At 64.8% G+C, this 22,381-nt stretch carries 22 protein-coding genes; 4 read left to right on the top strand and 18 right to left on the bottom strand.

The features are described 5' to 3' along the window. Positions 1-416: 416 nt before the first annotated feature. From L8F96_RS13480 to L8F96_RS13500, 5 genes are all read right to left on the bottom strand, one after another. Positions 417-3,680, bottom strand: a complete 3,264-nt coding sequence (locus tag L8F96_RS13480) for an error-prone DNA polymerase (protein WP_046408768.1) — start codon at positions 3,678-3,680, stop codon at positions 417-419. After that, the gene (locus L8F96_RS13485; protein ID WP_046408811.1) at positions 3,677-5,104 is read right to left on the bottom strand and encodes a Y-family DNA polymerase; all 1,428 of its coding nucleotides are present in this window, start codon (positions 5,102-5,104) and stop codon (positions 3,677-3,679) included. The genes L8F96_RS13480 and L8F96_RS13485 overlap by 4 nt, the downstream gene beginning before the upstream one ends. 271 nt (positions 5,105-5,375) lie before the next feature. Further along, complete coding sequence (locus L8F96_RS13490; RefSeq protein WP_231621901.1) at positions 5,376-6,134, bottom strand: ImuA family protein; 759 nt, start codon at positions 6,132-6,134, stop codon at positions 5,376-5,378. Between the two features lie 126 nt (positions 6,135-6,260). Continuing rightward, a complete protein-coding gene (locus L8F96_RS13495; protein WP_205499273.1) occupies positions 6,261-6,722 on the bottom strand; it encodes a hypothetical protein in 462 nt (153 codons plus the stop codon). Positions 6,723-6,856: 134 nt separating this feature from the next. After that, the gene (locus tag L8F96_RS13500; protein WP_046408812.1) at positions 6,857-8,467 is read right to left on the bottom strand and encodes a hypothetical protein; all 1,611 of its coding nucleotides are present in this window, start codon (positions 8,465-8,467) and stop codon (positions 6,857-6,859) included. 171 nt (positions 8,468-8,638) lie between these two features. Between L8F96_RS13500 and L8F96_RS13505 the strand changes: the two genes are divergently transcribed. Beyond that, complete coding sequence (locus L8F96_RS13505; protein WP_126002494.1) at positions 8,639-9,058, top strand: hypothetical protein; 420 nt, start codon at positions 8,639-8,641, stop codon at positions 9,056-9,058. A 47-nt stretch (positions 9,059-9,105) separates the two neighbouring features. Here L8F96_RS13505 and L8F96_RS13510 read toward each other — a convergent pair whose 3' ends face one another. The 9 genes from L8F96_RS13510 to L8F96_RS13550 are packed head-to-tail and all read right to left on the bottom strand — an operon-like array spanning position 9,106 to position 17,056. Further along, entirely contained in the window at positions 9,106-9,564 is a 459-nt protein-coding gene (locus L8F96_RS13510) for a hypothetical protein (RefSeq protein ID WP_126002493.1), read from the bottom strand. Further along, positions 9,558-9,773, bottom strand: a complete 216-nt coding sequence (locus L8F96_RS13515; protein WP_126002492.1) for a DUF5818 domain-containing protein — start codon at positions 9,771-9,773, stop codon at positions 9,558-9,560. Before L8F96_RS13515 ends, L8F96_RS13510 begins: the two co-directional genes overlap by 7 nt. After that, entirely contained in the window at positions 9,770-10,273 is a 504-nt protein-coding gene (locus tag L8F96_RS13520; protein WP_046408775.1) for a hypothetical protein, read from the bottom strand. The genes L8F96_RS13515 and L8F96_RS13520 overlap by 4 nt, the downstream gene beginning before the upstream one ends. Continuing rightward, complete coding sequence (locus L8F96_RS13525; RefSeq protein WP_046408777.1) at positions 10,273-10,593, bottom strand: hypothetical protein; 321 nt, start codon at positions 10,591-10,593, stop codon at positions 10,273-10,275. The genes L8F96_RS13520 and L8F96_RS13525 overlap by 1 nt, the downstream gene beginning before the upstream one ends. Continuing rightward, positions 10,586-11,119 (bottom strand): DUF2726 domain-containing protein, encoded by a 534-nt coding sequence (locus L8F96_RS13530; RefSeq protein ID WP_046408778.1) that lies wholly within the window; start codon positions 11,117-11,119, stop codon positions 10,586-10,588. The genes L8F96_RS13525 and L8F96_RS13530 overlap by 8 nt, the downstream gene beginning before the upstream one ends. Before the next feature lie 59 nt (positions 11,120-11,178). After that, positions 11,179-11,379, bottom strand: coding sequence for a hypothetical protein (locus L8F96_RS13535; RefSeq protein ID WP_046408815.1), 201 nt, complete (start codon positions 11,377-11,379; stop codon positions 11,179-11,181). Positions 11,380-11,418: 39 nt separating this feature from the next. Next, the gene (gene mobF / locus L8F96_RS13540; RefSeq protein WP_046408779.1) at positions 11,419-14,469 is read right to left on the bottom strand and encodes a MobF family relaxase; all 3,051 of its coding nucleotides are present in this window, start codon (positions 14,467-14,469) and stop codon (positions 11,419-11,421) included. Between the two features lie 3 nt (positions 14,470-14,472). Further along, entirely contained in the window at positions 14,473-16,776 is a 2,304-nt protein-coding gene (locus tag L8F96_RS13545) for a type IV secretion system DNA-binding domain-containing protein (protein ID WP_046408780.1), read from the bottom strand. Further along, entirely contained in the window at positions 16,766-17,056 is a 291-nt protein-coding gene (locus L8F96_RS13550) for a hypothetical protein (RefSeq protein WP_010339736.1), read from the bottom strand. The genes L8F96_RS13545 and L8F96_RS13550 overlap by 11 nt, the downstream gene beginning before the upstream one ends. Positions 17,057-17,683: 627 nt before the next feature. Here L8F96_RS13550 and L8F96_RS13555 point away from each other — a divergent pair. Continuing rightward, positions 17,684-17,902, top strand: coding sequence for a hypothetical protein (locus L8F96_RS13555; RefSeq protein WP_010339735.1), 219 nt, complete (start codon positions 17,684-17,686; stop codon positions 17,900-17,902). Positions 17,903-18,022: 120 nt separating this feature from the next. On the opposite strand, the gene L8F96_RS13560 is transcribed toward L8F96_RS13555, so the two are convergent. Together L8F96_RS13560 and L8F96_RS13565 are read right to left on the bottom strand one after the other, a co-directional pair. After that, entirely contained in the window at positions 18,023-18,247 is a 225-nt protein-coding gene (locus L8F96_RS13560; RefSeq protein WP_046408781.1) for a hypothetical protein, read from the bottom strand. Between the two features lie 333 nt (positions 18,248-18,580). Further along, a complete protein-coding gene (locus L8F96_RS13565; protein WP_037448177.1) occupies positions 18,581-18,826 on the bottom strand; it encodes a hypothetical protein in 246 nt (81 codons plus the stop codon). A 421-nt stretch (positions 18,827-19,247) separates the two neighbouring features. On the opposite strand from L8F96_RS13565, the gene L8F96_RS13570 reads away from it, so the two are divergent. Continuing rightward, positions 19,248-19,418 carry a hypothetical protein gene (locus L8F96_RS13570; RefSeq protein WP_164521873.1) on the top strand — a complete coding sequence of 57 codons (171 nt, stop codon included), beginning with the start codon at positions 19,248-19,250 and terminating at the stop codon, positions 19,416-19,418. Positions 19,419-19,483: 65 nt separating this feature from the next. Here L8F96_RS13570 and L8F96_RS13575 read toward each other — a convergent pair whose 3' ends face one another. Then, a complete protein-coding gene (locus L8F96_RS13575; RefSeq protein ID WP_046408783.1) occupies positions 19,484-20,062 on the bottom strand; it encodes a hypothetical protein in 579 nt (192 codons plus the stop codon). A gap of 189 nt (positions 20,063-20,251) precedes the next feature. After that, positions 20,252-21,229 (bottom strand): DUF2493 domain-containing protein, encoded by a 978-nt coding sequence (locus tag L8F96_RS13580; RefSeq protein WP_037448183.1) that lies wholly within the window; start codon positions 21,227-21,229, stop codon positions 20,252-20,254. A gap of 515 nt (positions 21,230-21,744) precedes the next feature. On the opposite strand from L8F96_RS13580, the gene L8F96_RS13585 reads away from it, so the two are divergent. Beyond that, positions 21,745-22,356 (top strand): AbiU2 domain-containing protein, encoded by a 612-nt coding sequence (locus L8F96_RS13585; RefSeq protein ID WP_037448276.1) that lies wholly within the window; start codon positions 21,745-21,747, stop codon positions 22,354-22,356. The last annotated feature ends 25 nt before the right edge of the window (positions 22,357-22,381 follow it).

Genomic DNA, 22,381 nt, shown 5'->3' on the forward strand with positions numbered 1-22,381 from the left:
CCGTGGCTTATTCTGAGCGCATGCGTGCACCGCATGCGTGGTGGGGAGCGCCCCCCACGTGGTTGGAAAGACTTTTCCGGGAACCGGCAAAGTGTTTCCGGCTGGAACGACTTGGGGCCACTATTTCAGAGCGGTGACACCTCATCGTAGCGTCCCGCTTGGCGCAATTGGCGGACGATTCCATTGAAGGCAGCGGTCACACCCTGCGAGCGACCGATGTCATTGGCCTGGGCTGCCGCGTCCCAGAAATTCTCCAGAGGCCAGCGCTCCGGGCAGTGTTGAAGCAGGCAGCGCAAGGCCAAACGTACCTCGACGACGTCGACGCGAGTGTCGGAGGATCGTGCGGTCGCGGAGCGAAGGATATGGACGGAAAGGGCGATGACGACGCGCTGGTGGCGCGGAAGGGCACTCATAGCTCAGCGGAAATCGTGTGACTTGAACCGCACGACCTCCTTTGGATCCATGCCGTCAGCGTGAGGCGGCCAATAGCAGTTGCGTGGCTCGGGCTTCCAACCCTTGTCTCCGCGGTCGGGGGCGCCGGCATGGCGAGCTCCATCGCCTCGACCGGTCCGGTGCGGGAATGACAGCTCGCCCACTCGGTGAAGCAGATCCCCGTGATCGATGATCCGATCGCAGATGACGTGGATTACCTCGCCTTCTTTCTGGACCCTGCCCTTCATGCCGATCATCGATGCCGACATGACGGTTCGGCGCTGCGCCTCGAACCGGTCCGGCCAGAGTATGCCATTCGCGATGCCTGTCTCATCTTCAATCGTGATGAAGAGGACGCCCTTTGCCGAACCAGGTTTTTGTCGAACAAGGATGATGCCGGCGACCTCGACATGGCGACCGTCTCGGATGCTCGCGAGATCCGCGCAACGGGTCACGCCTCGCCGCGCCAGTTCGTCGCGGACGAATGTGAGAGGATGGGCGCGCAGTGACAATTGGAGCGAGCGGTAATCTTCGATCACCTCGCGACCATCCGTTAGCGGCCGCAGGGTGACGGCCGGCTCGAGGCCCTCGGCGCTCACGGTCTGCGCTTCGCGGTCAGCGGCCGCAAATAGCGGCAAAGGTGCCTCGCCGAGGCCCTTCACCTTCCAGAGCCCTTGGCGACGATCGGCGCCGAACGCGTGGTAGGCGTCGGCGTCTGCCAGCTTCTCGATAGCCGCCCGCTGGACCCGTGATCGGCGCCACACGTCCTCGACAGAATCGAACAGAGCGGTCGAGCGCGCGCCGACTATTGCCGCACCGTCTGCGTTCGAAAGACCGCGGACCTGGCGCAGTCCAAGCCGCACCGCGAGATAGCGGCCGTTCGTGGGCTCCAGCGTACAGTCCCACCGGCTCGCGTTGATGCAGGGCGGACGGACCTCCACACCGTGATCGCGTGCGTCGCGAACGATCTGCGCGGGCGCATAGAAGCCCATCGGCTGGGCGTTCATCAGGCTGGCGCAAAAGACGTCAGGGTGATGATGCTTCATCCAGGCCGAGGCATAGGCGATCTTCGCGAAGGAGGCGGCGTGGCTCTCCGGAAAGCCGTAGGAGCCGAAGCCTTCGAGCTGGCGGAAGGTGCGCTCGGCAAATTCGCGCGGATAATCGCGCGCCACCATCCCCTCGATCAGCTTCTCCGAGAAATGCGAGACCCCGCCGGTAAATTTGAAGGTCGCCATAGCCCGCCGCAAAGCGTCCGCCTCGGCGGCCGTGAAGCCTGCGCCGACGATAGCGACCTTCATCGCCTGTTCCTGAAAGAGCGGAACCCCCAGCGTTTTTTCCAGCACCGCACGCAGCTCGGGCCGGGGATATTCCGGCTTCTCCAAACCCTCGCGCCGCCGAAGGTAGGGATGCACCATGTCCCCCTGAATCGGCCCTGGCCGGACGATCGCGACCTGTATGACGAGATCGTAGAAGCGCTGCGGCTTCATCCGCGGCAGCATTGACATCTGCGCGCGGCTTTCGATCTGAAAGGTCCCAAGCGTATCGGCCTTCTGGATCATAGCGAACACCGCAGGGTCATCATCCTGCAGGTCCGCAAGGCCGATCTGGCAACCTTTCGCTTCCTCGAGAAGGTTGAAGGCGCGGTTCATGCAGCCAAGCATCCCCAAGCCGAGGACGTCGACCTTCATGAATTTCAGGGCGTCGATGTCATCCTTGTCCCATTCAATAATCTGCCGGTCGTCCATCGCGGCCGGTTCGATAGGTACCAGGTCGTCGAGACGGTCATGCGTGAGGACGAAGCCGCCGGGATGCTGGGACATATGGCGCGGCGTACCAATCAGCTTGCGCGCGAGATCGAGCGTCAGGCGCAGCCGGCGATCTCCGAGATCCAAATTGAGTTCTTCGACCTGCTTCTCGCCCACACCTTCGGCCGACCAACCCCAGACCAAGCCTGCAAGCGAGGCGGTCAGATCTTCGGGCAGGCCCATCGCCTTGCCGACATCGCGCACCGCGCCGCGCGCGCGATAGCGGGTAACGACGGCTGTCAGAGCGGAGCGGTCACGGCCGTAGGTCTCGTAGATCCACTGAATAATTTCTTCACGGCGCTCATGTTCGAAATCGACGTCAATGTCCGGCGGTTCGCGGCGCTCGCCCGATACGAAGCGCTCGAAGAGTAACTCGTGCTTAATCGGGTCGATCGACGTGATGCCCAGCACGAAGCACACGCAGCTGTTCGCCGCAGACCCGCGTCCCTGGCAGAGGATGCCGCGACGTCGCGCTTCACGCACGATCGCATGGACGGTCAGGAAGTAGGGGGCGTAACCTAGTTCACGGATCAGCCGCAGTTCGTGGTCGATCTGGCTGCGGTAAGGTTGCGGCACATCACCATCGAACAGCCGGTCGACCGCATCGTTCGCCATCTGCTCAAGGGCTTCTTGCGCCGTGAGACCCTCGACCACCCGCTCGTGCGGGTATTGATAAGCGAGTTCGTCCAGACTGAAGGTGCAAGCGCGCGCGATGTCGACGCTGGCCTGCAGCGCATCGGGGTAGGCGCGAAAGCGCCGGGCCATTTCGTCGGGTGATTTGAGCGCTCGGTCGGCATTCACCTCCCGCCGGTAGCCGAGCTCGTCGACGGTGCACTTCTCGCGAACCGCAGTCACGACATCCTGCAGGAGGCGAGCCTCAGGCGCGTGATAGAGGACGTCGCCGGTCACGACGGCACGGACGCCGGCACCGCCCGCCTGACGGGCAAGCGCGTCAATCCGCACCGCGTCGTCGGGACGGCGACGCTGAAACAGCGCCATGTAGGCCCTGCGACCATAAATGGCCTTCAGGTCGGCAAGGCTGCTCAGATTTTCTGTGTCAGCCTCGTGCGGCAAGAGGATCGCGATGACGCCCGCTGACCACGGCTGCAGGTCATGCCAATGAAGGAGGCACCCGCCCTTCCCCGCGCGCTTCTTCCCGACGGTCAAAAGCCTGGTGACGCGCGACCACGCTGGTCTATCGGTCGGATACAGGATGAGGCGACGACCGCACGACAAATCGACGCGTGTGCCCGCTATCGATCGCACCCCAGTCGCTTTCTGCGCCTCCCAGGCGCGCACGACGCCTCCGACGGTGCCGATGTCACCTATCCCGAGAGCGGGATAGCCGAGCAGGGCTGCGGCTGAAAATAGCTCTTCCGGGCTCGATGCGCCGCGCAGCAAGGAAAAGTGCGTCAGCACCTGAAGCTCGACATAGGCGCTCATGCGAAGACGCCGTGGATCCACCAGCTAAGGTCGCCAGTGTTGTCGTCCATCCCATCGCCGCGCCGGAACAGCCAGTACCGGCCGCCATCTTCGTCCTCGACCCGATAATAGTCCCTGACGGCCCAGACCTCTGCATCGCGCCGCCACCATTCGCCATGGACGCGTTCGGGTCCGTCGCCGGCGACGACGCGGTGAGCTGTGCCGCGCCATTCGAAGCGGCGGGGCGGCTGATCGGGAAGGAGTGCTACGACGCCCCATAGCGGCTCTGGTCGAGCGAACAGTCGAACCGGACGCTGCCATTTGGGCCAGTCGCCTGGAATATGGACAGGGTTCGTGCGTGCTACCGCGCGTTCCGGAACATGGCTTTCAACGGGAGCGATCCGAAAAACCGAGCCACTGCCGATACGGCCAGCGACCACATCCACCAAGCGAGCTGGGTCGCGGACGAGCGTGTCTCCTGCGAGCACCGCCCCTAGATCAATCGCGTCGAGAGGCTCCGTGTGGGGCGCTGCCAGCCAAAACCGCTCGACACCCAGGCCTGGGTCGATGCGCTCGATGCGCAGCTTCAGCAGTCGCAGAAGATGCGGCACCTCGCGTGTCGGCCGCGACGTGCCGATGCCCACGATCTGTTCGCTGCCATCAACCCGCAGGCCGGCAAGGCGGAGCGAGCGGACGCCAAGCCCCCGCCCCTGCAGCAGTTCGGCGAGATCATGCAGGAGATCGCCCATGACCTGCTCGATCGCGTCGGCGGTGCCGATCGGCTCCAGAAGGCGGCGCTCCACCACGGGGATGGATGGATCGTCGCGCGAAGTGATCGGCTCCGCGGTCGAGCCAAGCGCCTGATCGAGCCGGGTGATGGCCGGCAAGCCTAGTCGCCGCGCTAGGGGACCGCGCGCCACCGGCAGGAGATCAGCTACTCTCTCGAAGCCGAAGCGCCGCGCTGCGCTGAGCGCCGTTGGGTCGAGCCTGAGTGCTGCGATCGGCAGCGAGGAGAGCGCGACCGTGGTGGCACCCGGCGTCACGCAGGCGAGATCGTCGGCGCCAAACCGGGCGATTGCGTGAGCCGCACCGGGGGTATCGGCGACGGCCACGCGAGCGGTAAATCCCGCCCGTCGGCAAAAGACGAGCAGTCTCTGGCAGAACTGGTACTCGCCGCCATGGAGGTGCTCGCACCCGGTGAGGTCGATCCACAGGCCATCGGGGGGCGACACCGCTGCGATCGGCGACCATTGCCTAACTGCGAAAAGCGCCAGCCGATCGAGCAGCGCCGCGTCGGCCTCCGGCTCGGCGGGACGAAGGTCCAGGTCCGACACAAGCGCACGCGCGTGCGTGGCAGCCATGCCGACATGGATTCCGAGCGCTTGCGCGCCAGCGCACGCCGCGACGATCTCTTCTCTTCGCCCAACCTTCCCGAAGAGAGCCAGCGGGGTAGCGACCGCCTCCGCGACAGGTGCGGTCTGTTGCGGTTTCGCCGCTGGCGGCGCTTTGAATGGATGCTGGGCGGCCTCCGATCGACGGCCCAGCTCGCGGGCAGGCGGCTGCGCATGCCGTGGCAAGGTCACGATCTGTGCCTCAACATCCGCGCGCGTGAGCATTCCGCTGCGGGCCCACCGGGCGCCCGGCCGCCATCCGCCCCCGCGCGGGACCGAGCAAGCGCCGGGATCGTCGTCGACGGGTAGCTGGAGGCTCGGCCGTTTAGGCGGCCGCGTGGCGGACCGTTCCTGCCGTCTCAGCCGTTCGATGGCCAAGTGCGGCAGGAACGCGGAGACGACCCGTCTCATCGCTGCCTTCCACGATCAGGGAAAAAGCCTCGCCACCTCGTTGGCGCGCGAGTTCGACCGTCCAGCGTGGCCGTCCTACACCGGCGACGCCGAGCCTCTCCGAAGGGGCGCTCGCGATCCGCCAGCGAGTCCAGGCAGCCGATGGCTCGCCAAACGGATCGTGATCACGGCGCCGCCGCCGTCGCAGGAGCAGGACCGGGAGGTCGGCATCAGCTGCAGCAAGCTGAAGGCGGCGGGAGGCGACCATCGAGACCTTCTCAGCCTCGGCAACGATGGCAGCAGGCGTACCGTCTCGGATCGCATCTTCGACCACCGCGAGCAACTCAGCATCATCGCGCGGCTGGGCGTGAATGACGGCAGCTGAGGACAACCCCGCCTGAGACAACGCCGGGGCGTACAGATCGCTGCGACAGCTTGCCCAAAGGACCGGTCCTGCGCTGATTGCAGCTTCCCGAGCGGCTATACCGCACAAAAACAGGGTCACCGCCGCATCGTCAACGAGCGAGCATGAATGCGCGGTCGCCTCATGGAGCGCTCCCGCTCTCAAGCCCCCGCTGGCAAGCCGCTGGTCAAACTCGGGCACCCCGAAGGGCATCGTCCGGTACTCGGCGATGGGTGTCGCGATGGAGCGAAGCTGGGCTATGTTCGCAAGGCGGGAATCGACGGCAGGCATAAAAACAAAGACTCGGAGCGTTCCCCTTATGTTCTGCCATCCTTGTCTTTGGGTCAACAGTTCGATCGTGTCGAGCTCCCGTCCGAGGACGACCTTTTCAGACCGCGCATCGGCTCGGCGGCAGCCCTAGTCCGTCCACTCGAAACAGCGACCACGCTCGATGAACATCCGCAGGATACGACCGGATCGCCGCACCAAGTCACGATCGCGACCGTGCTGGGGCGATTTCGCACCGTGAAACAGGTTGCAGCGAACGCAATATATGGTCCGTAAGAGCTGCGGCCAGGTTGGAACATCTCCGTCTGTCCAGCCCACTGGTTGCATCCGGACGCCCACGCGTCGACGGCGGTCGAAAAGCTCGTCGCGGTCCTGCGCCCAGAAGGCATCACGACCGAGCTTCTGCCGCACGTCCCGGACGTTGAGCACCGGCCATAATTGCGAGAAGGCCATCACGCGTCGTTGAAAATCGTCATCCTGCATCAGCTCTTCATAGGCATCGGTAGCCCGCCGGTTTTCGGCAATCGCGGTGATCATGGCCGCGTCATGGTCCGCGCCGGTCACCGATTCCATCCAGCCGTTGAAGCCCATCCAAAGGCTCATAAATGACATGAAGGCTGAGCGTTGCCGGTCAGCGTTATCGATCAGCTCGTGTGCAAGATCGGCCGTTTCCGGGTCGAGCGATCGAAAATTGCTGAAGTGACCATCGTCGATATGCTTCCCGATTAGGCGATCGCCGCCGATATCTGGCGAAGCGTAGCCACGAAGGTATCCAGCAGCTGACGGCCTTGCATCGCTGCTGGCGCGGTATCATCGACCCCTGCCCGCTCCTTGCCGCTGGCGATGTTGCTCGAACCAAGATGTGCGTCGGCGAGCCGAAGATCGTAGATCCCGAAGAGCGGCGCCATCATCGTGCTCGCGTCGTTCCCAGGGATTAGACTGCCGAGGAGTTTCTCCAGCGCCTTATTCGAACCCGGCTTCCGACCATCCTTGGGTTTGGGCAGGTTGAGAGGCGCAAGGACGGCATCGACGTCGACCCGCTCCATGAAAAGGCGAGTGACCTCCTTGGCTAGCTCCAGCAAACCGTCTGCTTCAGCCGCCTGGAAGCGGTGCGCGCGGCGCAACAGCCGAGGCACGGCCTGGTCGTCGCGGAGGAGCGGGACGCCATATTTGCCGCTGAAAGCCGCGTCGATCTCCGCAAGCGCCGCGGCCAGCTGCGATTCTGGTGCGATCGTACTGGCCGGTGTCACATCCATCTGAGCGGCGAACAACTCCTCTGCCACGCCGCCGTCGGGCGTTACGTTATGAGCGCTCCACAGCCGCTGCTCCCAAGGATCGAGTGCTCCGATGTCTTTTGCGAAGACCGTGATCAGGCCGAGCCGGTTGACCCCGAAGTGGACACCGGTGCTGGCGCCCAGGCCTCCGGTTTCCGCGCTGTACCAATGCAGGCTCGCGCCGCGATGGCGCATCAAGGTGGAGACGACGGTGGGATCGAAATATAACCATGTCGACACCCCAGCCAGACCATCGCCCGACCTGCGGGTGCCGTCACTCTCCAGTATGAAGCTCGTGGTATGGGGATCCTTGTCGCCCCGGATGCGTGTACTCAGCCCGCTTGGCTGGACCCATTCCGTTCGCCACATGGCGCCCATCGTGCGGTACTGATCACTGGGGGTCGGCCAGCGCCCCGGTCCGGTTCGACCCTCCCGCTCGTCCCTGCCCCTGACTTCGGCGAAAGCGTCGCCTGGCCAGCTGTAGACAGGCTTGTCGATGGTGGTGGCGGTCCGCTGGTGATAGCTCGAACAATACAGGGCCATGCCGCGGGCGCTGAGGTAGTCACCAAGGAACTCCGGCCTAATCTCAAGCAGGATCGGGCGGTCCTCAGCATCTCGTTTCAATCGCGCGACCTCGGCCCAGCCCTCCTCCGGTCGAAACCAGCAATCACCTTCACGTAGAAGGCGGAGGGCCACGACCAGGTCGGGATGCAGGTGCCAGATGTGAAGGTGTTCGTCCTCGAGATACTGGTCGATCACGAGATTGGAACCGATCGGCTGAGTGGACCTGCCATAGAACAGGTCGGAAGCGCGATAGCCCCACGGTTCCATGCCGCCCCGGTGTGCGCCGACCCCCAAGTCGCTCCAGACGACCTTGTCGCCCTCTGATCGATGGGTGTCGAAGATCGCGGCAGTGGCGATGCCCGTATATTCCCGCAGCTCGACGATACCGGCCTCAGGTGGGTCGATCACGACATCGGCATCGTGGCGGAGCGGTATCCATGGCCGCCCTTGCAGCGGCAGCACATCACGCAACTCAAAATATCTCTGTACGATCGGCATAGGCACCCCCGGGTAGCGGAGCATGACTACCCCTGATTGCAGAGACCTTGAATCAGCTTTTTGCGATATTCTACCGTGCAGCAGGCGCCGTCGCAGAAGTCGCCGGTATCGGCTTGGTTATAGCTGCCACAAAGCACGGGACCATGTGGGCGAACGGTATCAGGAGGGATGATGAAGCTAACCAGCGATGCTGTCGAAGTGGTGAACCGCAATGCGCTCGTCACCGTCGCACTCAATCAAGGCTACAACGCCTATCTGCCGGTCTATGACAATGGCATCGACCTGATCCTGTTGAACGAGGCGACTGGCGATACCAAGCTGGTGCAGCTCAAAGGCCGGTGGACCATCGATAAGAAATATATCGGCCGAGACATCTGGATCGCGTTCCCCGACCGCGGTGTCTGGTACGTCGCACCGCACGACGAGATGCTGCGGTTAGGGGAAAGGCACACCACAACAAGCAGCTGGGCTCGAGGCACCTACAGCAAGAGTCCTCTCAGCAGGAGCGATTGCGAAGAATTGGCGTCCTATCGCTTCGGCGATCCGGACACGGTCATGGATGATGCCGCCGCTTTGAGCGCGGGCGGATAACATCCACTTTGGTGCAAAGCGCCGCAAGCTCTCGTGCACCACCTTACTCAGAGGGTGAGACCGATGCACAAAAGCAGGATCGCCGCCGCGCCCGCAGCGAGCTTCCCGCCGGCAACGACGCGTGCCGATCGCCCCACGCGAAGCCGCTTGCCCGTCCTGTCCATTCCGGAGCGGAGCCCGAGCACGCCGTCGGTCGCCAATACGGTGCCGATGATGAAGAGCAGAACCGAGATTGCCTTGGCAAAGCCGTGAGGTGACAGCCCGGTGACGATGAAGACCGCAACGAGCCCGATCGTGAGCAGGCCGTACAGTGCAAATCCGATGTCGAGCAGCCCGCGCAGCCGCTTCGGCCCGTTCCAGTCCGTAGGCCGTCGAAGGAGGATCATCGGGCGCAGGCAGAGCTGGCAGCTCTCGAGATTGCTGTCGCGCGGCCAGTGATTGATCAGATGGCCGCAATGCGGGCACCCCGGTCGACGGTATGGGAATGCGGTCGCCCGGATCAGCATGGCGAAGTCTCCGGCGCCGGTGCCAGATAATAGGCCGTGATGGCCGCCCCGATGATCATTCCCTCGACGGTGACCGACTTACCGATCAGGTGTCCGGCGATCACGTCCCCAACGAGCCGCCAGCGCATCCCGTCTCCCTCGATCAGCATCAGCCCACGTGGCGTCATGTCCACCACGCCGGTTAACCGGACAGGGCTGCTGGCCGTCATTCTGCTGCCTCGGCATAGACCCGGGTTTCCTCGGCCGAGGCGCCATTGAAGCATACCAAGGGACAGTGGAGGAGAAGCCGGCCGTGATAGTGCAGCGTGCGCCCGTCCAGCCTGATCGGATCGCGAGCGAGGCGTTGGCAGGATTTGTTCGATCGGTTCCTGAAAGCGCAGGGCGCGGCGAGCGGGGAGAGGGGCACCTTGGTCACTTCTTCCGCTTGGGATTGAGGCGGCGGTTCGCCGAAGAGGTCGCACTGTTCCATTACGGGTTCCGTTCTCCCCCCGAGTGGTGGCCGCGGTTGCCAGCGCTGGACCATGGCGGCGTGAAGTCGTCGCGAGATTTTCCGTCGATTCAACGAAGCGCTGCCAAGCGGCGTTGACTTCGTCTTCGGCGCGTTTGCGTCCCTCGCTGCCTTGCCGAAGCCCCAGCGGAGCTTGCCGGGATCAACCTTCTGCCGCTGGCGATACCGCTCGCGCGTATAGTCGCGGTCGTCGATCGCCACTACGCAGCCCCTTCGACGCTGGATTGATAGTAGACGCCTTGGTCGCGGTGCATCGCGATCTTCAGAAAGGCGGGGCACTCGACAAGCACCGCCAACCACGCCGCGCACTCGGCCCTTCCGAGCGCCGACGAGTGACTGGCCAGTTCCACCCAGACGAGGAGGGCGAGGCCGGCGATAGTCCCGATGCGGACGTCCCGCCGAAGGCCGGCAGGAAGCTTTAGAATGCTCGGTAGGCGCACCCATGCCGGGGTGGCGAGATCACCCCTGAGGTACAGCGGCGATGCGGCGTAGATCGCCAGTATGATCTGGGTCTCAAGCATGGTTCGCCCCCCGATCCGCGATCGCGCCCGCAGATCGATCCGAATGAAGCAACGGTGCGAGCGCCTCACGGACATTCGCCAGCGTCGGCTTGGTCTTTGCCGCGATGCGGATCGTCGTGTAGCCAGCGCGCGATGTCATCGCATCACGCTTTGCGTCGGTCGCGGCGTTATGGGTATAGTCGTCGACCTCGATCAAGGCGACGATCGTTCCAGTCTCCCGGTCCTGCACTACGAAGTCGATGATCTTCTGCGAGAAGCTGTTTCGATCAGCGGGGGACACCTTGCGCCCGAGCCGACGTGGAACCTGCAGGAGAGCCCCCATTGCCACCTGCGCGTGGATGCGGTGTGCGGGCAGGGCGCGCTCGATCGCCGCGAGCATGGCCAGCTCGCGGTCGGTAAGAAAGCGCTTGGCCACCGGCGCGGGCGGTCCACTCGGTGCCGCCGCGCTTTTCACCAGCGCAAGTATAATGACCGCGCAGACGATAAGAAATACGGTCGCGATTGGCGATCCGAACAGTTGTGTCATTGCGTCACCCCTCGGAATGGAAGGCGCGGCCAACAACCGGGGCCGCGCCGGTCTGCCGGTTACCAGCCGTCGCGGCGCCCCTCGCCGCTGTCCTTGAGCCCACGCCGGTCCAGACTGGAGCGCCGGATCTCCAGTTCAACGCCATCGCCCTTGTCGCGGGTTCGGATGTCGCGGGGATCCACATTGTTGCGCTTGGCGAAGTCCTCGGCTGCCTTGTCGCTGCCGAACTTGCCGACGTCGTCGAAATCCCATCCACTCATCGTCGTCTCCTTCAATCCGGCGGTCCGGCCGGTCGGTCGTCACAGATCGAGCCCCAGGCTGCGTTCCGGCAGCGGCGGCAGCACGTCGCTGCGGTCGGGCTTGAGCTCGGGCGGTGATTTGAGGGGATCGCCCGGTGCAGACGCAGCCTGGCCCTTCCCGGCAGTCGGAAGCGGCGGGTCGCCTGGCAAAGGCGGCAAGTCCGACAGATCGACAGGGCCGGGATCGAATTTTTCGCGCGGGCTGGTGCCCGTGCCGCGTTCCCGGTCGACGTCGAGCCGACCCACCGTTTCGAGCGCCGAGGTCTTGTTTCCGGGGTTGTTGTCGAGCTGGCGCTCGAGCTTCGCTTTATCGTCCACCACCATCGTCATTTCGTCGCGAACGCGGGTGACGCCGACGTTGAACAGGCGCTGGTTGGACAGGTTGCGCTCCTGGCTCGACATGACGGTGATCGCCTTGTCGGTGGTGATGCCCTGCGCCATGTGCATGTTCAGCGAGTAAGCGAGGTCGAGCCGCGACAGCATCGGATCGCCCAGGTCGAGCGTCAGCCGCTCCTTGCTCGCGGTTTCGACGGTGACGCCGCTCGCATCGATGGTGAGGACGCGTGCGAGGGCGGCGTTGTGGAGCCCCCTCCCCTTGTCGTTGGCGGTCCAGCGAATGCGATCGCCTTCGCGCAGATGAAGATCTTTCTTCTCGCTGAGCTGAAGGCGGTCGCGCTTCTCGGTTGGCGAGAGTTTCTGTGGGTCGAACCGGATGCGCCGGCGACCGTCGAGAAGATCGACCTTGCCGTTGGGGTGGACCTTGTCGACGTCGTAGCGGCCGGCGGCGAGGCCGACGTCCTGACCGCCTCCCCTGCCTACCTCGAGGGTTTGTCCGGGCCGGTAGGTGGATGCGTACCGCAACTCCTCGCGCGTGGTATTCACCCGCTCGTAGACGGTGAGGTGAATCCCCTCGCCGCGCACGGTCTTCTCGGCCGCAAGCCCGTCCTGAATGCGTTGATTGATGATCGCGCGCGAGGCGCGGCCCGACGCGAACACCGCCGTCGACTCCCGATCGGCGCTCGAGAGTCCGAGCCACATTTCGGCTGCGTGCAAGGCCGGGCTATTGTGCTCGATGACGCTGTCGCCAAGCACCTTCATGGCCTTGCCCGCTTCGCCGACATTGGCCAGGGCCGCGACGGTGCGCAGCTGATCGGTGCGCTGGCGGATGTTCTCGTCCATGCGCGCCATGGTTCCCCCGCCGGCCTGGATGAGCGCGAACGACTTTCCGGCATCGATCGAGGAGAGCTGCTGCCGGTCGCCAACGAGAACGAGTTTGTCGACGCCCAGCGCGGCCGAGATTTGATGGAGCTTCAGCATGTCGTCGCTCGACACCATCGAGGTCTCGTCGACGACGAGCATCTGGCCGCCGAACACGGCCCGCGCCTGCTCATAGGCGTCGCCCTGCCGGTTCGTGACGTGCCGCTCGTTGGCAAGAATGAAGGAGGCGATGGTCTGGGACTTGATTCCGGCGCCCTCTGCGAGGTCCGCCACCATCTTGTTCTGGAAGGCGAGGCCCGTGACGGCCCGCCCCTCCGCCTCGGCGACCCGCGCGACGGACTGCAGCATGGTCGACTTGCCGGCGCCGGCTATGCCCTGCACCACCACCGTCCGGTCCTCCGAAGAGACAATCAGTGTGGCGGCGGCGAGCTGCCCGGCGTTGAGCTCGCGATCCGCATGTGCCTGCAAGCGCTCGGGAGCCTCGCTGGCCGCAATCATCGGAGTGGAAGCGCCCTTCCCCTGCTCCACCGCCTTGAGAATGCGCTCCTCGGTCCTGAGGGCCTCCTGCGTGGTCACCATGCGGGGCCGGGTGTCGCCCACGCGCGCCTCGCCCGCGATCAGCTGGCCGCGTTCCACAAGCTGAGCGATCCGCCGCTCGACATGGTCGACCGTGACGCCCTTCAGACCGAGATCCAGAGCGGTCTTGCCGAGCTGGTTGACGTTGAAGGCGGCTTCACGCTCGGAAAGCATGCGCACGGCGGACGCAACAGCCAGCTGCGCACGAGCTTCTGCCGGCGAGTGGGTCACCCGAGCCAGGCCCCGATCGACGAGAGGATCGTGCGGCTTGAGGATGTCGCCAAGCTTTTCCCAGGCGTTCGTAAGCGCCTCGGAGACGGCGCGATAGCCGCGCTCGAGAGCGCTTCCCGGCTCGCGCTGTTCGGATCTTGCAAGCGCCGCCTCGAGCAGGGCCTTGCCATCGAAGCCGAGGGCCGCCGCCTTCTCGATCCACTCGCGTCGGAGGCCGTCGCGGTCCTCAACATTCAGCTTGGGATCGCGCGTATTGGTGGTGACGCTGTCGCGCCCTTTGGGAGAGGTAATGCCGAGCTCGGCCGCCTTCTCGAGAATGGCTTCGCGGCGCTGGCTGAACGCCTCCAGCACCGCCTTGGGGACACCGGCTACCTCGAACGTCCCGTGCTTGCCCTTGAGCTCTAGCCTGTAGCCCAGCTTCTCCATCTCCTCGCGCAGGAAGGCGTGGTAGATCGAGCCGATCACCGTGTTGTTGCTCCAGATCTTGTCGGCATGGAGCGCCTGCCATTTGCCGTCGGGCATCTTGGTCAGGTTGGCGATTACTGCGTGGACGTGCGCCTGAGGATCGAGGGCGCGGCTCGTGTCATGCTGGAACAAGGCGAAGACGAGGTTGCCGGTCTGCACCGGAACCTTGCGCCCTTCCACGTCCTTGCGCCCTTCGGCGAGGTTCTTCTCGACCCAGGCCATCGCCCGCGCGACCGCCTTCATGTTGGCGCCGTTCTCGCCGAGGATCCGCTTGTCGCCGGTGACATAGGCGAGCAGCGACACCGACTTCGGAGCCGAGAAGGTGAGGTCGACGCCCGATCGCCGGTTCTCGACCTGTGCCACGCCCTCCCCGCTCGGCAGAATACCGTTCAGGATGCCTTCGAAGGCATCCTTCGCCACCTCGCCGGACAAGCCCAGGTCGGAGGCGCCCTCGCCGCCCCAGGCACTGACCTCCGAGCTGTCGTCGACGGTGTAATAGTCGTCCTTGGCGAAGTAGCCGGCGGCGCCGGAGGCGGAACGGACGGAGGCGACCGAGAGCACTGGCTAGATCCCCATGTCCATGCCGTCAGGCTCGCGGCCGGCGGAGAAATCCTGGCGTAGCTCGACGATCGTCTGATCCTCGACCCGCGGCGCGCTGTGATGGCTGCGACCGTCCTTTCGATCATCACGTTCTCGGGCCTGCGCTGCCTCCTGCTCTGCTGCCGCGCGCGCAGTCTGTGCGATGTCGGCCGCATGTTGACGGGGTGCCTGTCCGTCGCGGTCGGCGTTGTTTTCGTGAACCGCCTTGCTGGTCGATTCCTTCTCCGCATCGACCTCGGCAGACAGGATGCGCGCGGCCATTTCCTTCGCCACGTTGACCGGCTCTACCACCTCCTGGATCACCTGGCCGGCACCATCACGCCCACCGGCTTCACCACCCCCTTCTCCGTCGAACACTTCCTCTCCGCGCTTCGATCGCACCGGCTTCATGTCGGGGCGGGGCAGGAAGCCGTCCGCGACCTGGGGATAGTCCTTCCAGACGAGCTTGATCCGAGCGGCCGGGAAGCCGTCGGGGAACTTCACGAAGCCATGCATCGAGGGCAGGTTCGTGATGTCGTCGGCGATCACGAGCGGTTCGACCTGCTTGCGCGGAGTCAGCGTCGAGGCGTCGCGCGTGTTGTTGTAGCCGTAGCTGTAGGCCTCATCCATCTGGCGGACTTCGCGGTTGCCGATATAGCGGGCGCACTGCTCGGCGGTGTCGAGATCGGCGGTCGCGAGGATGAGCTTGGAGCGGGCAAGCGAGGCGAGATTGCGGGCGCCCTGCTCGCCATATACCTCGACCAGCTTTTCGAAGCTGTGGATGCCGAGGATCATTGCGCCGCCGAAGGCGCGGGCCGTCTGAAGGCCATTCTCGATGGCTGGCAGCCGGTGAAGTGCGCCGAGCTCGTCGAACATGAACCAGGTGCGCAGCGACCGCGTGCGCGGCATGGTCATGAGCCGGTTGATGGCGAGGTCCATCCAGAGCGTCAGCAGCGCCCGGTTCATCGGCATGTCGACGTAATTTGAGGTGATGAAAAGGATGGAGCCTGGCTTCTTCTCACCCGTGATCCATTCGCGGATCGAGAAGCGCGGACCCTCGTCTGGCAGGAAGCGGAGGACCTGCGCGTTCGTGTTGAAGACGGCGCGGATCGACTCCGCCATGCGGGCGGCTTCCGGGGCCGTCAGAGGGTCGGCGATGGTGTTCTGAAGGTAGCGGTGAACGCGCTTTAGATCGGCCGTCATCAGATGTTCCGACAGCGCGAGATTGGTGGTCTCACCACGCTCCTGCAGGCGGACGCACATTTCGATGAAGAGAGTTCGCGCCGCGAGCGCCCAGAACGGTTCTGAGGAGCCGCCGTCCGACGGGATCAGGGCCGCAGCGGCGGCGGTAAACTCACTGTGGGTGCAGCAGTCCGAAAAGATCGACCATGCCGGGCAGCGCCGGTCCATCGGATTGAGGATCGTATCGCGCTCGGGGTCATAGAATGCCTCGACATAGGCACCGGTGAGATCAAAGATGACGGCGCTGTCCTGACGCTCGCGCATCTGCTTGACGAGGCTGCGCAGCTCGGTCGTCTTGCCCGACCCGGTGGTGCCGACCAGCATCGTGTGCGACTGTTCCATCCGGTGCGGGAACGGGATGCCGGCGAGTATGTAGGGATGGTGGATCCCGGCGGCCTTGCGCGCCGCAAAGGGCAGTTGCAGCACCTGCCGCGGCGAGAGGTCGGGCAGGCACTCCCGGGCTTCCTTTTCGAACGCCGCCTGGTTGTGTTGGGACACCTCCGCGAGAAGCAGTTCGCGCTCGACTAGCATGGCGCCCCGCTCGTGTCGCTCCTGCAGGATCGACCGGCCCCGACGCCGCGAAATATCGACGAACCAGATGGTCAGCGGGATCGTGAGAAAGACGGAGACGAGGATGGCGCCGAGCAGGCCCCGCACGGCCACACTCCAGGCCCTCTGGACCTCGGGCATATACTGCACGACCGCCATGATCGTGCGGTGGATTTCGCCGTTGGGGAGGGTGACGTTGACCCGCTTGGCAGGGTCCAGTCCGACCCAGTCCCAAAGCATCGCGTAGAGCTTCATGCAGACGAGCTGGAAGCCGTGCTCGTCGAGCTTGAGCGATAAGATGATGAACCAGGCCGCGAGGAAGGCGAAGAACCACAGGATGAAGGGCAGCTTCGCGCCCGAGAACCACATCAGCATCTCGTGGGTGAGAAGCTGGCTTCCGCGCGTGAAATTGCCGGCGTTGCGATGGACTTTGCCCCGCGCCGAATGATGGGTCAGGGGTATGGCGCGGCCATCGGTGCGGATGTCCTTACGCGCCATGGTATTGCTCCAGGCGCTTGTCCGCATTGGCGATGATCCGCTCGCGGAATTCGGGATATTGCTCGCTGATGATGACGTCGAGCGCGAGCTGCATGAACTCGCTGATCCGCGCCAATCGGCGGTGGCTGGACGTGATGACGCTCGCCGTGCCGAGATAGGCATCGACTGCCGCCCGGATGATCTCGGAGGGCTTGCATTCCTGGTCCGTCGCGAGGGCCAGAATGCGATCATACTGCTGGCGGTCGAGCCGGACCGTGCAGTGCCGTGTCGTCGAGGACAAACCAGCCTCCTAGCAGAGAGGCTGGTGGGGACCTGAGAAAGCGTGTGGAGATATAACCGATCGCGCGGTGGGCGGCAAAGAGAAATGGGGAACACAGAGCGCGTGGCACCACGTGGCACGGCTAAGTCACTGAAGGCTTGGGATAAACAGACTCCCTCGCGAACGTCCCACGCCGTGGCACGCTCTCCGGTCGCCCTAAGCTATTGAGGGAACACGGGAATCCTGCACCTTCAGGTGCGTAGGGTGTGCGCATATCCCAAGAGACCGCTATATGGTCCCGGACCTGTCCGGAGGTCGTTGGAAATGGCCCGTAGCCGGGTCCGGCTGGGCAGAGGTCCGCCGGCAGGCGGAACGGCGAGAATCGGCCCTCGCGAAGCTGCGGTCCCGCCAGCGGGCGCCCTGGTCAGGCGAGGATCGTCACCCGAATGGGCGGAGACAAGGCGCATGCCTTGGCTCCGTGAGGTTGGGGTGCCGGGCCCCAACGGGGTGCGGCAGCCCTAGCGAATAGAGCCGTCATCGGGCGAGAAGCCCGATGCGCCCCCGCACCATTCTTCTCCTTCCGGGGCGGAGGCTCTCCCGCTATGGTCAAACTGTTCATAGCCCGATCAGCCTTGAACAGAGGCACCTATGGCAAAGACACTGGAACAGGAGCGCGCAGCGTTCGAAGCGGATGCACAGCGATTGGAGGAACGCCGCCGAAAGCTCGAAGAGCGAGAGCGCGAGCAGGCCATATCGGCGGTGGAAAAAACGGGCCTGCTGAAGCTTGAGATCAAGCGGCTGACCGCGATCGTCGAGCGGGTAAAATCGCTCGGAATCGACGAGGTCGAAAAGCGGCTGAGAGCCTGAACCCAGCCTGCCGCGGCAGCGCTGCGGCACGGGCATAGGGGGTTCGATGCCCCCTATGCCCGTATTCCTCCCAGCAAAAAAAGGGAGAGGCGACGCGCGCCCCTCCCCTTTTTGTCGGTCTCAGAACTCGTCGAGGATCCCGCCCGGCGCGGTGTAGACGATCCGGTCGATCATCGCCGGTGTGAGGTTCCCGTAATCGCCCTCGTCGATGGCGAGATATCCCTGCTCTTCATCCTCGATGACATGTTGATCGAAGAAGCTGTGAAGCGCCCGGCGTTCCGCGTTGGCGACCGCTGCGAAGTAGGCGTTGTTGTGGGCGGCGGCGGTGTTGGTGATCGTCTGCATGGCTATGCTCCTGTCTGTCTTGAATGACAGGGGAAGGCGCGTCGGGCGGGTGAGGTCGGGTCAAGGATCGCCGGCTTGCCGGCGACCGCGCAGCGGCGGTGGGGGTCACGATTTTCTTCGGCGGCCACCGGTGTCGAGGGGGGAGCGCTGCGCTCGATCCGCCGGAGAAAATGGTGGGGCCCCGCCGTCCTTGAGGCGGCCTCGCCCGGCCGACAGAATGGGAAGACTGTGAGAGATGTTTCCTCTCGGTCGGAGGACCAGGCCGAGGCGTAGCGGCGTGCGGACCGGCGGGTCCGCGCGTCACGCGAGCGAGCCTGCGTCTGGCAGCCTTCGCTATTCCATGCCGTCATGGAACAGCCTCCAGAGGAGCGCGTCCCCTTCAATCTCGCGGAGCCGAAGCTCCAGCGACAGGGCCGCTTCCCGCTCCGCGATCCGGGCGTTTTCGGCGGTCGTGAGGGCGGCGCGATCGATTCCGGAGAGAAAGGTTTCTCGGTGGTTGAGGAGGCGCCGCAGCCGTGCCGTTTCGCGGTCGATCGATGCGATGGCGGCGACGGCAGCGTGGGTTGCGGATACGGTCATGGTTGCGCTCCAGGTGCGAGGGGATTGAGCGCTCGAGCGCCCTTTCGTTCGAGACGCCGCCGTTTTGGCGGAGGGAGAGAAGAGGAGCCGGGCGCGCGACCCCGCCCAAGGGCTGATCAGGGGTGCCCGTCGCAGTGGCAGTAGGGCATGGCCGCTGTGCCTTGGTGTCGCGGATGGTCTGTGTTAGTTCCCGCGCTGCGCTGCGAAGGCCGTGGCGCCGGGACTGGTAATCCCGTCGAGAAAGGCAACTCGGTGTGGTTTCACGCCGGGGTGCCTGCGCATATGTCCAGGTGCCTCGGCACTAAAAGCGTAGGCGCATGTCTCGACGTGTTACCAGCCCCGGCTCCCGCGCCCCAGCGCGGGAGTTGCTTGGCGAGAGCGCCCAAGTTGCTCCGATGATGGTCGCGCTCCGGAATGCGATATGGACCTCAACGAGAAGGATCCGGGCGTGACACGGGCGCTCGCCTTGGCGCTGATGCGTCAGGCGCGCGAGTATCTCGGCGCGATCGGCGAGGACGAGGCGTCGCTTCATCTGCAACGCGCGATCGATGCCCTCCTGAAGCCCGCGCCCGGCAATTCGGCGCAAGCCTGAGCGGCAAAAAAGGGCGCGCCATGCGAGGTGACGCGCCCTCCTTCGGCGGCGGGAACGGGCGGAGGCTATGCCCATTCCAGCCGCGAAGTGTCGTCGGCGTCGGCCAGGCCGATGAGCTGGTCGAGCCGATCAAGATACGGGGTGATCCCCTCCTCCTCCGCACGGCGCCGGACGGCCGGGTTGGCAAGCCGCACGCGGACGGCATCTATGGGTATTTCGCCGATGCTGTCCGGCGCCAGTCCGAGGCTCTCAAGCAGGACAGCGGCGTTGCCCGAGGCGAGATCGAGTTCGAGGCCCCGATCGGAGGTGAGAGCGACCCGCATGGCGATCGTTGCTGCCCCCTCGTCCCGCCATACGCTGACCCGGCGGCATCGGAACTGGGCCTCTTCGACGACGCTGATGACGTCCGCGTCGAAGTCGAAAATCCTCGCGATCGCGGCCAGCGCGAGTGGGCAGACGCGTGCTTCGAAGTGATAGGAAAGATACTCGTCCTCGGGCGCGTCGGGGTCGAGCAGAACGGCTCTGCAGCGGGCGCTTTCCTCGCGAAGGAAAGTCCGGAAGGCGGCGAGTTGCCGGGCGTTGATGGTGGCTCGCGGACCCGGCTGGTCATCGGCCGCCGTCGCGATACGGAACGTGATGGACATCTCGTCCTCCCTTGTTGAACCGCAGCCGATCCTCCCCCTCTCCTTTTCCGCCAGCGGCGGGATGCCGGAGCGAGCGCGCAGGCGCTCAGTCTCGCGGCGCGAAGGGGCTCGATGCCCCTGAGCGCCGCTTGTCGACGCAAGAAAGGAAGAGAGGCCCCGGCTTACGCCGGAGCCTCTCGGACAAGCGCCTCAGGCGGCGCGTTGGCCCCGCTGCTGGGTGAGGCGGACGATGTGCAGCGGAACACCCGCCTGCCGCAGCTTCTGGGCGAGATTCTGCTGGATGCCCGAGCCTTCGCAGATGACCGCTTCGACCGGCTTGAGGTTGAGGATGCGGTCGTTGCGGACGAAGGCGGCGCGGTTGCCCTGGCTGCGATCGAGGCGGAACTGGATTACCTTTACGCCGCGCGAGGCGGCCCATGCGTGCGCCACGGCATCGCACCCCTTGGCCTGCGCGGTCGTCGCGAGGATCATCTCCGGGATGCGCGCCTTGATGCTGTCGAGACCCTTCCAGAGCAGGTCGCCGTCTTCCCAGACCTGACCGCCCGAGAAGGCCACCACAGGTCCTTCGGGCGCGAACTGTTCGCGGCGCTCGCGGGCGCGTGAGGCGAGATAGTCGCGGGCGTCGATCATCGATGCGTTGAGCGCGCTCGACACCCTGCTTCCCCGGACCGGCGAGAAGGGCTTGCCGGTTTCGACGCGATATACTTCGGCGGCGTGGTCGCGCATGCATTCCATCGCTTCCCGGCAACCTTGCAGCGTCTGACACAGGAGCTGCGTGTCCTCCAGTTCGGTCGCGTAGATCTCGGAGGGGTCGTAGGCGCGGGCGAGGTCGCCGAGCTTCTTGGCCGCGTCGTCCTCCCGGCCCTCGATCCGCTTCGCCACGACGTGGAAGCTGTTCGCGAAACCCCAGGCGAGATCGGTCGCGAAGGCCTCCATGCGCGTGTCGCGCAGCACATCGAACATCGTCTGCATCATCATCTCGACGGCGGCCCGGACTTGCTCGGGGTCGGGCATGTCCAGCGCTTCCGGCGCCTCGACGATGCTGAGCTTGGCCATCTCGCTATGCTCGATGAAAGCGCCTTCGTAGGTCTGGGTCAGGTCCTCGTTTTCGCGCGCGGCGGCAATGTGGCTGGCGAGGTCGGCGAAGTTGGTGAAACTGGTCTGCATGATAGCCTCCTTGGAATCTCATCCATTCGATGAGGCTTCTCATTCGACGTGCGGCGGTCGTGCCGGTCAGGGACGTTAACCGGGAAGCCGGCGCCAGTCGGATCCCGGTTAACGCCGCGAAGCGGGGAGCGGGGGAGCCGATTTTCTCGGGCCCGGAGCGCAGCGCAGGGTGCGTGAAAATTGGGGGAACCGCTCATCCTTGACGGGCTCGGATCCCCGCACGTCACAACTAGGAATTCAGAGAGAGAGATTTTTTGGTCACCACCTCTCCTCACGCTCCCCGCAAGGTGATCGTCACCCGTAAGGGCGGAGACCCGGCGGAGACGGGGCTCCGGGAGCGACAGCGAGTAGAGCGCCGGTCCCGCCCGCAGGGTGGGATGCGTCGAACCATTGGCGGTTGATGACAGCGCGACGACGGCAGGTCGCAGGCGGCGGGCAAATCTGGCAAGCAGCGTCTTTGACGAACCTGCGGAGTGCGCGTGAAGGCCCTGATCCAGGCGAACTATGAGGAGCGATTGTCGCGCTATGCGACGCTGCTGCACGGGACCGAGCCACCCGGCCTGGCCGCCAAGCTCGGCGTCTATGCGCAGCTGCTCCGGCAGCATGAAATCCATGGCGATCGCCTCTGGACGATCGAGCCGATCCTCTATCCATTGATGCTGTCGGCCGAGACCGACCTCCACCTGGCCGTCGCGCGGCTGCTCGAGGATCCCCGCCGGGCGGAGGGCAGCGTGTTTGCGTTTCTGGAGTTCTGTCGGAAGAACCGGGAAAACATCGCCTGGAAGGCGGGCACACCACCCGCCGATGTGCTCGACGCGCAGGTCGCGGCGCTCGAGAGTCATCGGCCGACGATCGCGGCGATCATGGGCCGCCGGGACCGGTTCTTCGCGCACCTGGACAAGAAGTATTTCCTCGATCCGGGGCGAATCTACGAGGATTATCCGCTTGAAGGGTCTGCGGTTATCGCGCTCGCCAATGCTGTGATCGCCGTGATCTCGGAGCACCAGTGGAAGCTCAGGGAGCACGCCAATTTCCATTTCGCCGAGTTCTTCGAGATCGGTGTCGACAACATGGTGCGCAATCTCGAGGCGGGCCGCCGCCAGAACTACCCGGGCCAGCTCGACTGACATCGATCGATCGATTGTCGGTCCG

The sequence above is a fragment of the Sphingomonas panaciterrae genome, assembly GCF_036890205.1.
Classification (GTDB): Bacteria; Pseudomonadota; Alphaproteobacteria; order Sphingomonadales; family Sphingomonadaceae; genus Sphingomonas; species Sphingomonas panaciterrae.

Coding starts and splice junctions, on each gene's coding strand:
- L8F96_RS13480 (WP_046408768.1), bottom strand. CDS start 3,680: ATGAGCGCCTATGTCGAGCTTCAGGTGCTGACGCACTTTTCCTTGCTG.
- L8F96_RS13570 (WP_164521873.1), top strand. CDS start 19,248: ATGGACCTCAACGAGAAGGATCCGGGCGTGACACGGGCGCTCGCCTTG.
- L8F96_RS13495 (WP_205499273.1), bottom strand. CDS start 6,722: ATGGGCTTCAACGGCTGGATGGAATCGGTGACCGGCGCGGACCATGAC.
- L8F96_RS13575 (WP_046408783.1), bottom strand. CDS start 20,062: ATGTCCATCACGTTCCGTATCGCGACGGCGGCCGATGACCAGCCGGGT.
- L8F96_RS13500 (WP_046408812.1), bottom strand. CDS start 8,467: ATGCCGATCGTACAGAGATATTTTGAGTTGCGTGATGTGCTGCCGCTG.
- L8F96_RS13565 (WP_037448177.1), bottom strand. CDS start 18,826: ATGACCGTATCCGCAACCCACGCTGCCGTCGCCGCCATCGCATCGATC.
- L8F96_RS13525 (WP_046408777.1), bottom strand. CDS start 10,593: ATGCTTGAGACCCAGATCATACTGGCGATCTACGCCGCATCGCCGCTG.
- L8F96_RS13555 (WP_010339735.1), top strand. CDS start 17,684: ATGGCAAAGACACTGGAACAGGAGCGCGCAGCGTTCGAAGCGGATGCA.
- L8F96_RS13560 (WP_046408781.1), bottom strand. CDS start 18,247: ATGCAGACGATCACCAACACCGCCGCCGCCCACAACAACGCCTACTTC.
- L8F96_RS13535 (WP_046408815.1), bottom strand. CDS start 11,379: ATGAGTGGATGGGATTTCGACGACGTCGGCAAGTTCGGCAGCGACAAG.
- L8F96_RS13530 (WP_046408778.1), bottom strand. CDS start 11,119: ATGACACAACTGTTCGGATCGCCAATCGCGACCGTATTTCTTATCGTC.
- L8F96_RS13490 (WP_231621901.1), bottom strand. CDS start 6,134: ATGCCTGCCGTCGATTCCCGCCTTGCGAACATAGCCCAGCTTCGCTCC.
- L8F96_RS13545 (WP_046408780.1), bottom strand. CDS start 16,776: ATGGCGCGTAAGGACATCCGCACCGATGGCCGCGCCATACCCCTGACC.
- L8F96_RS13510 (WP_126002493.1), bottom strand. CDS start 9,564: ATGCTGATCCGGGCGACCGCATTCCCATACCGTCGACCGGGGTGCCCG.
- L8F96_RS13505 (WP_126002494.1), top strand. CDS start 8,639: ATGAAGCTAACCAGCGATGCTGTCGAAGTGGTGAACCGCAATGCGCTC.
- L8F96_RS13515 (WP_126002492.1), bottom strand. CDS start 9,773: ATGACGGCCAGCAGCCCTGTCCGGTTAACCGGCGTGGTGGACATGACG.
- L8F96_RS13580 (WP_037448183.1), bottom strand. CDS start 21,229: ATGCAGACCAGTTTCACCAACTTCGCCGACCTCGCCAGCCACATTGCC.